The organism is Arthrobacter sp. 05N33_2 (assembly GCF_056397425.1).
On the sequence record NZ_JBFTNJ010000032.1, the window covers coordinates 1 to 11793 of the forward strand.

The 11793-nt window shown below is 67.7% G+C and carries 12 protein-coding genes; 9 read left to right on the plus strand and 3 right to left on the minus strand.

What is annotated here, in order from left to right; genetic code table 11:
* The 5 genes from AC1DHX_RS13285 to rsmD all read left to right on the plus strand — a co-directional run.
* Positions 1–1503 (plus strand): hypothetical protein (locus AC1DHX_RS13285; protein WP_476900111.1); only part of this gene is annotated, 1503 nt, incomplete at its 5' end.
* Positions 1504–1618: 115 nt separating this feature from the next.
* The gene (gene thiL / locus AC1DHX_RS13290; RefSeq protein WP_476860334.1) at positions 1619–2644 is read left to right on the plus strand and encodes a thiamine-phosphate kinase; all 1026 of its coding nucleotides are present in this window, start codon (positions 1619–1621) and stop codon (positions 2642–2644) included.
* 22 nt (positions 2645–2666) lie between these two features.
* A complete protein-coding gene (locus AC1DHX_RS13295) occupies positions 2667–3743 on the plus strand; it encodes a DAK2 domain-containing protein (protein WP_476849017.1) in 1077 nt (358 codons plus the stop codon).
* Entirely contained in the window at positions 3733–5985 is a 2253-nt protein-coding gene (locus AC1DHX_RS13300) for an ATP-dependent DNA helicase RecG (RefSeq protein ID WP_476900112.1), read from the plus strand. Before AC1DHX_RS13295 ends, AC1DHX_RS13300 begins: the two co-directional genes overlap by 11 nt.
* 39 nt (positions 5986–6024) lie before the next feature.
* Entirely contained in the window at positions 6025–6657 is a 633-nt protein-coding gene (gene rsmD / locus AC1DHX_RS13305) for a 16S rRNA (guanine(966)-N(2))-methyltransferase RsmD (RefSeq protein ID WP_476860315.1), read from the plus strand.
* Here rsmD and AC1DHX_RS13310 read toward each other — a convergent pair.
* The 3 genes from AC1DHX_RS13310 to AC1DHX_RS13320 are packed head-to-tail and all read right to left on the minus strand — an operon-like array spanning position 6654 to position 9522.
* Positions 6654–7439: a spermidine synthase gene (locus tag AC1DHX_RS13310; RefSeq protein WP_476900113.1), complete on the minus strand. Its 786-nt coding sequence runs from the start codon at positions 7437–7439 to the stop codon at positions 6654–6656. The two genes, rsmD and AC1DHX_RS13310, sit on opposite strands and share 4 nt — an antisense overlap.
* A 2-nt stretch (positions 7440–7441) precedes the next feature.
* Positions 7442–8638: an aminotransferase class I/II-fold pyridoxal phosphate-dependent enzyme gene (locus tag AC1DHX_RS13315; RefSeq protein ID WP_476860333.1), complete on the minus strand. Its 1197-nt coding sequence runs from the start codon at positions 8636–8638 to the stop codon at positions 7442–7444.
* 8 nt (positions 8639–8646) lie between these two features.
* Positions 8647–9522 carry an SDR family NAD(P)-dependent oxidoreductase gene (locus AC1DHX_RS13320; protein WP_476860314.1) on the minus strand — a complete coding sequence of 292 codons (876 nt, stop codon included), beginning with the start codon at positions 9520–9522 and terminating at the stop codon, positions 8647–8649.
* A gap of 87 nt (positions 9523–9609) precedes the next feature.
* On the opposite strand from AC1DHX_RS13320, the gene coaD reads away from it, so the two are divergent.
* From coaD to rnc, 4 genes are all read left to right on the plus strand, one after another.
* Positions 9610–10110 (plus strand): pantetheine-phosphate adenylyltransferase, encoded by a 501-nt coding sequence (gene coaD, locus AC1DHX_RS13325; RefSeq protein ID WP_223916485.1) that lies wholly within the window; start codon positions 9610–9612, stop codon positions 10108–10110.
* A 174-nt stretch (positions 10111–10284) separates the two neighbouring features.
* Positions 10285–10809: a YceD family protein gene (locus AC1DHX_RS13330; protein WP_079553424.1), complete on the plus strand. Its 525-nt coding sequence runs from the start codon at positions 10285–10287 to the stop codon at positions 10807–10809.
* 36 nt (positions 10810–10845) lie between these two features.
* Positions 10846–11049: a 50S ribosomal protein L32 gene (rpmF, locus tag AC1DHX_RS13335; RefSeq protein WP_009356569.1), complete on the plus strand. Its 204-nt coding sequence runs from the start codon at positions 10846–10848 to the stop codon at positions 11047–11049.
* Between the two features lie 21 nt (positions 11050–11070).
* A complete protein-coding gene (rnc, locus tag AC1DHX_RS13340; RefSeq protein ID WP_079553422.1) occupies positions 11071–11793 on the plus strand; it encodes a ribonuclease III in 723 nt (240 codons plus the stop codon).

Consider the following 11793-nt stretch of genomic DNA (forward strand, 5'->3'; position numbering starts at 1 on the left):
GCGCTGATGTTTTCCTGGGACCATCAGTCCGTGCTGCAAAAATGGGGACAAAATACGATGTTTTTCGATAACGACACGCAGTCTTTGGGTCGATTGCTGCACAGGAACGGCTTCCTTGTTTCGGGGTCAACGCCGAACATGCCGACCATCCGCGATTGGAAATCCCGGGCCGTTGGTGACATCGTCGTCACTCTGCACCCGGAAACCCGCCTCCGGATCGCGGCCACCGGCGCCCGCCAGCTTGCCCTGATCGGCACCGCGTTCGATCCGGAGGAGGATGTCTACGATGAGGGCGCCATCCTCGGATCGCTTCTGAATGCGGCTGCCGACGAAGACAGCTTCTATTCGATTCTTGACCGCTTGGCCGGCAGGTTCGCCCTTGTGGTGCACACGAAGGGGCGAACGGAAATCTTTCAGGATGCCATGGGCTCCCGATCGGTGTTCTATTCCACCCGGGGAGAGTTCGTTGCTGCCTCCCACGCTGAACTGGTGGCAGACTATATCGGTTCGAGGTTCGCCGACTTCTTTATCCCGTACATCACATCCAAAAACTTCATCCAGCGTGATGTGAAGTACTTGCCCGGCCTGGCCACGCCGTACAACGACGTTCTGCAACTGACGCCGAACACCAAACTGGCCCTGGAGGAACAGCGCGTCGAACGTTTCTGGCCGCGGGAGGAAATCGGACCCGAACTGACCGAGGCCGAAGCCACAAGCAGCCTTGTCGTTCACTTGCGCGGTCTCGCCCGCTACGTCGAAAAGCATGGAATACGGCCTGTAGTGGGGCTGACTGCCGGAACTGACAGCCGCGGGGTGTTCGCGGCGACGAAGGACCATGATCCCCTCATCTTCACCTACGTACGAAGTGAAAAGGGAGACAAGACGGCCTCCAGCGATGCAAGGGCGGCCACTGCATTGGCGGGGGTCTACGGATTGGATGCCCAGATATGGGCCGTCCCGAACAAGATGACTCTGAACGCGTCCGACAACGACTTCTCGCACGCATACCGCAGGGCGACGTCCTACTATCGCGGATCGGGCTCCCCGTGGCTGGGAAATCTCGTCGAGGTCGGAAAAGACGCGGAAGAGGCAGTATTCATCCGGGGTTTCGGCGGCGAGGTCATGCGAGGTTTCTACCAGAACTTCTCCAAGAAGATCCGCAAGATTAGTGTCTTCCAATTGGCGGATGCCTACGACGTGAATGCCGGATCGGCCGTCACCCGGGCTTTCTTCAGCCAGATGATGGAAAAGACATCGTTCAACGAAGAGTCGCTCCACGGCTACGACCCCAACGACATCTTTTACTGGGAACACCGAATGGGTACCTGGGGAAGCATCGCCATGGCCGAGGCCGACGTGGCGCTTCCATCGATGGTGGCCTACAACTCCCGGAACCTTTTCCAGACCTTCATGCGTCTTCCAGAATCGGTCCGGGCCAGCCGCAATGCCTTTGACCTGGCGACGCTGGAATTGGCGCCCGCCCTGAAAGACGTCGCCATCTAGCCTGCGAGGGGCCGGTGTCGGCCCCTCGCGGTAGCGTAGGGCTGTGCCTGAAACTGTGCCCGAACCTGTGCCCGAAACCGCCGTCCCCGAAACCGCTGTGCCCGCGGACGCCGCACTGACCGTTGCCGGCCTCTCGGAGTCCCAGCTGCTGGGTCGCATCTTTCCGCGGCTCACGATCCCGCAGCCCAATGGCGGACCGGCGGCGGCGTCGTACTTGCTGCTGGGGCCGGGGGACGACGCCGCGATTGTCGCCGCGCCGGACGGGCGGACCGTGCTGAGCATCGACACCCAGGTGGCGGACCAGGATTTCCGGCTCGAATGGAACAACGGCTACCGGACCACCGGGTACGACGTCGGCTGGAAGGCCGCGGCGCAAAACCTCAGCGACATCAACGCCATGGGCGCCCGGGCCACGTCCGTTGTGGTCAGCCTGACCATGCCGCCGGAGACCCTCGTCTCCTGGGTGGAGGATTTCGCGGACGGCCTCGTGGCCGGCATCAGGGGTCTGGGGGCTCCGGCCTGCGCGGTGGCGGGCGGCGACCTCGGCCGCGGCCGCGAACTGGCGGTCAGCGTGGCGATCCTGGGGACCCTTGACGGCAAGGAACCCGTCCTGCGCTCCGGGGCCCGGCCGGGGGACACCGTGGCCCTGGCGGGAACAGTGGGCCGGGCCGCCGCCGGGCTGGCGCTGCTGGAGTCGAACGTCCCGGTGGGCGCCCTGACCGCCGGGCAGCGTTCCCTCCTGGACACCCAGTGCAGGCCGCAGCCGCCGCTCGCCGCCGGACCGCTGGCCCGTGAGGCGGGGGCGTCCGCCATGATGGACATCTCGGACGGCCTGGTCCGGGACGGAAACCGCATGGCGGCCGCCAGCCGCGCGGTGCTGAACCTGGACGCCGCCGCCCTGAAGGAGCTGGCCGCCCCGCTGCTGCCGGCGTCGGAGCTGTTGGGGGCAGACCCGATGGCCTGGGTCCTCGGCGGCGGTGAAGACCATGGGCTGCTCGCCACTTTCCCGGCAGGGGTTCCGCTCCCTCCCGGGTTCACTGCGATAGGCTCGGTAGAGGCCCCTGCACCAACCGAAAGCACGGGAGTAACGATCGCGGGCAGGCCCGCTGACGCTGTGGGATGGGATCACTTTGCAGACTAAGATTGCCGCCAACGCGCAAGCGATGAAGCGGTGGTTGGGCAAGGCGGAAACCACGCTCGGCAACCACAGCGACCGCCTGAACGCCATCAACATCTTTCCGGTAGCCGACGGCGACACCGGCACCAACCTCTACCTGACTGTCCGCGCCGCGGCCCACGCCGCGGACGCCGCCGTGCCGGGACACCCGGACGGGGCGGCGCACGCGGCGCCGGACCCGACCCTGCATGACGTTGGCGCCGTCCTGGCGCAGGCCGGCCAGGTTGCCATGGAGCAGGCCCGCGGCAACTCGGGAACCCTGTTCGCCGTCTTCCTCTGCGCTGCCGCTGAACCCCTGGCCGGGCACACCCGGATCAGCTCACCCCTGCTGGCTGCGGCCCTGAACCGGGCCCAGATCCGGGCCTGGTCCGCGCTGAGTGATCCCGTGCCCGGCACCATGCTCTCCGTCATGGAGGCTGCCGCCCGGGCCGCGGCCGCCGTGGACTCCGCACACGACGGCGATGACAGCAACCAGACCCTGGGCCTGGCCCTGGACGCCGCCGTCGAGGCGGCCCTGGCCGCCGTGGTCCGCACGGAGGAGCAGCTCGCTGCCCTGCAGGCCGCCCACGTGGTGGACGCCGGCGGCGTGGGCATGCTGCTCATCCTGGACTGCCTCCGCTCGGCCGTGCTGGGCGAGGAGCTCCAGAGCGAACTGCTGGACGGACTGCACGGCTACGACGTCCAGGATCCGCATATCCACGTCGGCATGCCGCGCGACGAAGGTGTCGAAGTCATGTGCACCATTTCCCTGTCCCCGCTGGACGCCGCCATGATGCGCCAACGGCTCGACGAAATGGGCGACTCGGTGATCATGAGCCAGGTCGGCGGCGGCGCCGACGCCGCCGGGCTCTACCGCTGGCGCGTCCACGTCCACGTCCTGGATGCGGACCTCGCCGTCGCGCTGATCCGTTCCCTGGGCGAGCCCACGGACATTTCCGTGAGCGAGCTCGCAGTCCCGCGCGACCCGGAGGCACCGGCCGCCACAGTTGCCGCCACCGCAGCCCCTACAGTTGCCACTGCGCGTGCCGCCGAAACCCGAAACCCCGACGGACATGCACGCTGAACTTGAACTGGGCCTGGAGCGCCGCATCGGCAAGCGCTCCGCGGCTGTCATCGAAAAACACCTTGGCATCACCACTGTCGGCGGGCTCCTGAACTATTTCCCCCGCCGCTACCTCAGCCGCGGCGAGCTCACACCCATCAGCGAGGTCCCGCTGGACGAGGAAGTGACCCTGATCGCCCGGGTGGTCTCCAACAGCACCCGGCCCATGCGCGCCCGGCGCGGTTCCCTCACCGACGTCGTGATCTCCGACGACGCCGGCGGTGCCGTTTCCACGCGGGCCGCCGGCGCACTGCCGGGCACGCTCAAGGTCAGCTTCTTCAACGGGTTCCGGGCCAAGGCCGAGCTGCAGCCGGGCCGGCGCGCCATGTTTTCCGGCAAAGTCACGCGCTACGCCGGATCCCTCGGCCTGACCAACCCGGATTTCCTGCTGCTGGACGAGGACCCCGAAACGCCGGGCATCGACCCCGAGAAGCTCGCCGCCATGCCGATCCCGGTGTACCCGGCCACGGCGAAACTGACCAGCTGGTCCATCCAGAAGGTCATCTCGACGCTGCTGGACACCGTGGAACTGGAAACCCTCGGCGACCCGCTGCCCGCCGAGATCGCGGCGCGGGAGAAGTTTCTGCCGGTCGCGGACGCCTACCGGCTGATCCACGCCCCGCAAACCCCGGCGGACTACCAGCGCGCCCGCGACCGGTTCCGCTACCAGGAAGCCCTGGTGCTCCAGTCGGCCCTGGCCCGCCGCCGCGCCCAACTCGCCGCCGAGGAAGCGACCGCCCGCCGCCCGGCACCGGACGGGCTGCTGCCCGCCTTCGACCGCCAGCTCCCGTTTACGCTGACCGCCGGCCAGGCCGCCGTCGGCAAGACGCTCTCCGACGAGCTCGCCCAGGACTCGCCCATGAACCGGCTGCTGCAGGGCGAGGTTGGCTCCGGCAAGACGATCGTGGCACTGCGCGCCATGCTGCAGGTGGTGGACGCCGGGGGACAGGCTGCCCTGCTGGCGCCCACCGAAGTCCTCGCCGCCCAGCACTATGAATCCATCCGGCGCACGCTCGGACCGCTCTCCCGGGACGGGATGCTCGGCGGGTTCGGCCCGGACGCCGTCCAGGTCACCCTGCTCACCGGCTCCATGCCCACCGCGGCGCGGAAGCAGGCCATGCTCGACGCCGCCTCCGGAACGGCCGGAATCGTGATCGGCACCCACGCCCTGCTCAGCGACAACGTCTCCTTCTACGACCTTGGCCTGATCGTGGTGGACGAACAGCACCGCTTCGGCGTCGAACAGYGCGACGCCCTCCGGGCCAAGGCCAGCAAACCGCCGCACCTGCTGGTCATGACCGCCACCCCGATTCCCCGGACCGTGGCCATGACCGTGTTCGGCGACCTCGAAACCTCCGTTCTGGACGAGCTCCCCGCCGGCCGCGCGCCCATCTCCACCCACGTGGTGGGGCTCGCGGAACACCCGGGGTGGGCCACCCGGATCTGGTCCCGTTCGCGGGAGGAGATCGACGCCGGCCACCAGGTCTACGTCGTTTGCCCCAAGATCGGCACGGACGACGACGGCGACTTCACCCCGGGCGAGGCCGAACCGTCCGCCGCGGACCTCGAAGGCGAGAACGGTTCCCGGGAACTCGCCTCGGTCACCGGCGTCGTGGAACATCTCCAGGACGAACCGGCACTCGCCGGGGTGGCTGTGGCGCCCCTGCACGGCCGGCAGGACCCCGTCCTGAAGTCCGAAACCATGGCCTCCTTCACGGCCAACCAGACCAAACTGCTGGTCTCCACCACCGTGATCGAAGTCGGCGTGGACGTCCACAACGCCACGCTTATGGTGATCCTGGACGCTGACCGTTTTGGCATCTCCCAGCTCCACCAGCTGCGCGGCAGGGTGGGCCGCGGCGGACTGCCCGGAACCTGCCTGCTGGTCACCAGCCTGGAGCCGGGCCATCCGAGCCGGCGCCGCCTGGATGCCGTAGCCGCCACCACCGACGGCTTCGAACTGTCCCAGGAGGACCTCAAGCTCCGCAGGGAAGGCGACATCCTGGGCGCCTCGCAGTCCGGCGGGCGCTCCACGCTGAAGCTGCTGCGCGTCCTCGAACACGAGGACGTGATCGCCCGGGCCCGGCAGGACGCCCAGCGGATCGTGGCCGCCGATCCCGCGCTGGCGGGCCAGCCCCGGCTTGCGGCCGCGATCGATGAATACCTGAACCCCGAGAAGGAGGCGTTCCTTGAACGCGGCTAGGACCACGAGCCAGGCAAACACGTCCGCAGGGGTCCGCGCATGAGCCGGATCATTGCCGGGGCGGCCGGCGGCAGCACGCTGAACAGCGTGCCCGGGAACCTGACACGGCCCACCACCGACCGTGTCAAGGAGGCCCTGTTCTCCCGGCTGGACGCCTTCAACGTCATCGCCGGCGCCCGCGTGCTCGATCTGTACGCGGGATCCGGCTCGCTGGGGGTGGAGAGCGGCAGCCGCGGCGCGGACTCCGTGGACCTGGTCGAATTCGACGCCAAGGCAAGCGCCGTCTGCCAGCGGAACGCCGATCTTGTCAACACCGTCACGGGCCGCAAGGTGGTCTCCGTGCACCGCTCCAAGGTCGAATCGTTCCTCGACCGGGCCGCCGGCGCCGCGATCTGGGACCTGGTGTTCCTGGACCCGCCCTACCCCCTGGACGAGCCGGCCCTCGCTGCCGTGCTGGCCAAGCTGGTGCCGCACCTGGGCGAGGGAGCGGTCGTGGTGGTGGAACGCTCGTCCCGGAGCCCCGAACCGGCATGGCCCCAGGGCATGGAACGGTTTGCCGAGAAGAAGTACGGCGAAACCCGGCTGTGGTTCACCGAGCCCGGCGTGGAAGCCGCGGACGCTGTGGAAGCCGTGGACGCTGTGGACGCAGCGGGCCTGGAAGCCGGGGACTAGCCGGCCAGCGCGTCCAAATCGACGCCGGCGAGCAGCCGGGCCGGATGCGGACCGCGCGCCGTGAGCGCCGCCGTCCAGACCTCCGGCCACGGCCCCTGAGTCCCGGTCAGGATGATGTTCCCGGGGAACCGGCCAGTGAACATTCCGGCCTCAGCGAAGGCCGAGACGTCGGCCATGGCCCGGCGCATGGCCGCGATCTGGCTCCGGACCAGGGTCAGTCCGGGTTCGTCGCCCACGTTGACGATCAACACGCCGCGCGGCGTCAGCCGGGCCGCCGCCTCCTGGTAGAACCCGGTACACGCGATGTGTTCCGGCGCCTCCGGCCCGGAGAAGATGTCCAGGATCACGACGTCGAAGCGCAGGTCCGCCGGAAGCCCGGCGAGAGCGTCGCGGGCATCGCCGATCACCGTGTGCAGCTCGGTTCCCTCCGGCAGGGGCAGCTGCGCGAGCACGAAGTCCAGCAGTTCCCGCTCCAGCTCCACGGCGTACTGAACCGAGCCGGGCCGGGTGGCCTGGATGTAGCGGGCCAGCGTCAGGGCCCCGGCGCCCAGGTGCAGCGCCGTGATCGGCTCGCCCCACGGGGCGGCGAGGTCCACCACGTGCCCGATCCTGCGCAGGTATTCGTAGAAGATGTCCGCGGGGTCGGCCAGGTTGACGTGGGACTGCTCGGCGCCGCCGATGCTCAGCACGAAGCCGCCGTCGGTAAAGGGATCCGGTTCGATTACGGCGTGCTGCCCGGTGGTCCGCAGGAACCGCGAGGCCCCGGGTTGCTGCCCGRCCATGTTCACAGCCTGTCGCGCAAGGTCGCCAGCCGCTCGGCGGCCTCCTCCAGAACGTGCAGCTGCTTGCAGAACGCGAAGCGGAGCAGGCTGCGGGTGCGTTCGGCGCCGTCGGCGTGGCAGAAGACGGGCACCGGGATCGCGGCGACGCCCACGAGGGCCGGCAGCCTGCGGGCCAGCTCCACGGAATCGGTGATCCCCAGCGGTGAGGTGTCCACGTTGACGAAGTAGGTCCCCTGCGGGGTCAGCACGTCGAGGCCGGCCGCGCGCAGTCCCTCGCTGAGGATGTCGCGCTTGTACCGGAGGGTGTCGGCGATGCCCGCGTAAAACTCGTCCGGAAGCCCCAGGCCCACCGCGATCGCGGCCTGGAAGGGCGTGCCGGAACTGTAGCTCAGGAACTGCTTGACCGTCCGGGCGGCGGCCACGAGCTCCTCCGGCCCGGAGAGCCAGCCGATCTTCCAGCCGGTGAAGGAGAACGTCTTGCCGGCCGAGGAAATGGTCAGCGTGCGCTCCGCCGCCCCGGGCAGCGTCGCGATCGGGATGTGCCGCACACCGAACGTCAGGTGCTCGTACACTTCGTCGGTGACGATGACGGCGTCGTATTTCGCGGCCAGTTCGACGACGCGCTCGAGCACCTCGCGGGGGAACACCGCTCCGGTCGGGTTGTGCGGATTGTTGATCAGCACCACCTTGGTGCGGTTGCTGAATGCGGCCTCGAGTGCGGCCAGGTCCGGCATGAAATCCGGGGCCAGGAGCGGGGCGGTGACGTGCGTGGCGCCGGAGAGCCCGATGATGGCGCCGTAGGAGTCGTAGAACGGCTCGAAGGTGAGCACTTCATCTCCCGGACCTACCAGCGCGAGCAGGGCGGCGGCGATGGCCTCCGTGGCGCCGGTCGTGACGATGATTTCGGTCTGCGGATCCGGGTCCAGCCCGTAGAACCGCTGCTGGTGCACCGAGATCGCCTCCCGCAGCGGCAGGATGCCCTTGCCGGGCGCATACTGGTTGGCTCCGGCGGCGATCGCGGCCTGGGCGGCCTCCTTGATCTCCACGGGGCCGTCCTCGTCCGGGAAGCCCTGGCCAAGGTTGATGGCGCCCGTGCTCAGGGCCAGGGTGGTCATCTCCTCGAAGATCGTCACGCCCAGCGAGCCATCGGGGGAGAGCAGGTTGGCGCCGGTTGCGGCGCGCTGCCACGGCAACGGCATGAGGGGGCTCACCGGGTGCCCGCCTTCTCGTCCCGGCCGGTGAAGCTGTCCATGGTGGTGTAGATCCCAAAGACCTTTCCGCCCACGAAGTCCCACGCCCGCACCGGCAGTATGCCCTTGAGTACTTTCCCCAGCGTGGCCATGGCGGGGGCGATCAGCAGCGGCCGCCCGGCGGCCGTAGCACGCCATGCCCTGTCCACAGCGTCCTCGGGCGTCATGAGCGGGGTCAGCAGGGGACCGCGGGCTCCCTCGAACATGCCGGTGGAAATGTAGCTGGGGCAGAAGGTGGTGACTTTCAGGTGGCCGTAGCCCTGCTGCTCAAGCTCGAGCCGGAGCGAGTCGCTCCAGCCGATGACGGCCCATTTCGAAGCCGCGTACACGCTCATCCGCGGATTCGAGACCGTGCCGGCGGCGGAGGCAACGTTGAGGATCCGGCGCGGGCGGCCGGCGGCGGCCATCATGTCCGGCAGGAACTCCAGGGTGGCGTACATGGGGGCGAGGGCGTTGATGTCCATGGTCAGGGCGATGTCACGGTCCGGGGCGTGGTCCCAGAAGTACGCGCCGCGGACAATCCCGGCGTTGTTCACCAGCAGCGCCAGCGGCCCCTCGGCCCTGGCCTCCCGGGCGGCGCCGGCAATCTCGGCGCGATCCGCCAGGTCCACCGTGCGGGGGACGGCGCGGGCGCCCAGGGCGGCAACTTCAGCGGCGGTGCCGGCCAGGGCATCGGCGTCGACGTCCCAGAGGATCACCACCCCGGCGCCTTCCCGGGCGGCGCGGAGGGCGTAGAGCCGGCCCATGCCGCTGGCGGCACCGGTGACCAGGACCACGCCGCCGTCCACGGTGAAAGGCGGCGCAGCGACAGGCCGCACAGTGACAGGCCGCACAGTGAAAGGAGAAGTCGCGCGATTGTTCGATGCTGACATTCAGCCATGTTATCCCGGGCTGYGGCGCGGATACGGTAGGTTCGGAGCATGAGACGCGCTGTTTGCCCTGGCTCTTTTGACCCCATCCACAATGGACACCTGGAAGTCATTGCGCGTGCCGCGGGCCTCTTCGACGAGGTGATCGTGGCCGTGTCCACGAACTATTCCAAGAAGTACCGCTTCAGCCTGGAGGAGCGGATCGACATGGCCAGGGAAACGTTCGCGTCCTTGCGCGGGATTGTGGTTGAACCCGTGGGGGAGGGTCTCCTGGCCGAGTACTGCCGGCAGCGCGGTGTATCGGCGATCGTCAAGGGCCTGCGTTCGTCCTCGGACTTCGACTACGAGCTGCCGATGGCCACGATGAACCGGCAGCTGACCGGTGTCGAGACGGTGTTCCTGCCGGCGGAAAGCCACTACCTGCACCTGTCCTCCACCCTCATCAAAGAGGTCTTCGCCCTCGGCGGGGACGTCTCGGACTTTGTTCCCCGCTCCGTGCTGAAACGGCTGGCCCCGGGCGAGCCGGTCCCGAACCGGGCGCGCAAAGTGTAAGCTTGACCGGTACTCGGCGGCCTGCTGCCGGTTGCGGGGCCCGAATCCGAGGCCGCTTGTGGTGTGAACCGCCGGCGTGCCCCCGGTTTGAGTCCGTCCGGAAGTTCAGGCTAAGATAGTACGTCGGTCATATGTTCAACAGGAGTTCTCATTAAACGAGATGCTAGTTCGCCCTTGGCGTTCGACGTCAAGGACCTCGGACGCAGTCCGGGAAGCATGCGGACGCTGACGGAACATGTACCCGCGCCAAGTGATCTTGGCGTGGCGCTCATTGGCGTGCAGGAAGGCTCGGATGTCGAGCTGGACCTGCGGCTTGAGGCCGTACACGAAGGAATTCTGGTATCAGGAACCGCGCACGTTGAAGTTACTGGCGAATGCGGCCGATGCCTGGATCCCCTTGCGTATGACCAAGAGGTTGATGTGCAAGAACTTTTCTTCTACGAGGATGCTGTGTTCTCCGACGAAGAAGACGAAGAAGAGCAACGTCGAGTCGAGCACGATCTGATCGATCTTGAGCCGGTGTTGCGGGACGCAGTTGTCACCATACTGCCGTTCCAGCCGGTGTGCCGGGAAGACTGCCAGGGCCTTTGCTCCGAATGTGGAGTGCGCCTGGAAGACGAGCCGGGGCATCACCACGAGGTCGTAGATCCTCGCTGGGCCGCCCTGGCTGACTTGGCTAAGCCTGACCGGCAAAACTGATTTGTAAGTGTTTTTCTAGAGAGAAATGAGTTAGCCGTGGCTGTCCCGAAGCGGAAAATGTCTCGCTCGAATACCCGCGCCCGCCGCTCCCAGTGGAAGGCAACTGCCCCCCACCTGGTGAAGACTGTCGAGAACGGCCAGGTCACGTACAGCCTGCCGCACCAGGCAAAGGTCGTTACCGACTCGGCTGGCACTGCGCTGTTCCTTGAGTACAAGGGCCGCAAGGTCGCAGACGTCTAATCCGCCAACAGGCTGAAAAAGATGTCTTCAACTGAAGAGCTTCTGAAGCGTCTCGGTGTCACTATTGACGCCGGGACGCTTCGTCTTGCGCTCACACACCGTTCCTACGCCTACGAAAACGGCGGCATCCCCACCAACGAACGGCTCGAGTTCCTGGGCGACTCCATCCTGGGGTTCTCCGTAACGGACGCGCTGTACCGTGACAACCCCACGCTGCCCGAAGGCGACCTGGCCAAGCGCCGCTCCGCCGTCGTCAGCACCCGGGCGCTGGCCGGCATCGGCCGCAGCATCGGGCTGGGGGAGTACATCTACCTTGGACAGGGCGAAAAGCTCACCGAAGGCAAGAACAAGGCCTCCATCCTGGCGGACACCATGGAGGCGCTGATCGGCGCCACCTACCTCTCCAACGACATCGAGACGGCCCGGCAGCTGGTCATGCGGCTGGTCGGCCCGCTGTTGAAGGACGCCGCCGCCCTCGGCGCGGGCACCGACTGGAAGACTTCCATCCAGGAGCTCGCCGCCAGCCGGCAGCTTGGGACCATCAACTACGCGGTCGACGGCTCCGGGCCGGACCACGCCCGGACGTTCGAGGCCGTGCTGCGGATCGGCGGCACGGACTACGGCACCGGCACCGGCAACTCCAAGAAAGAGGCCGAACAGGAAGCCGCCGCCGACGCCTGGCGCCGGCTGACCGCCCCGTCCGCGCCGGATCCGCAGCAACTGCAGTCCCAGACCGGCAGCTAG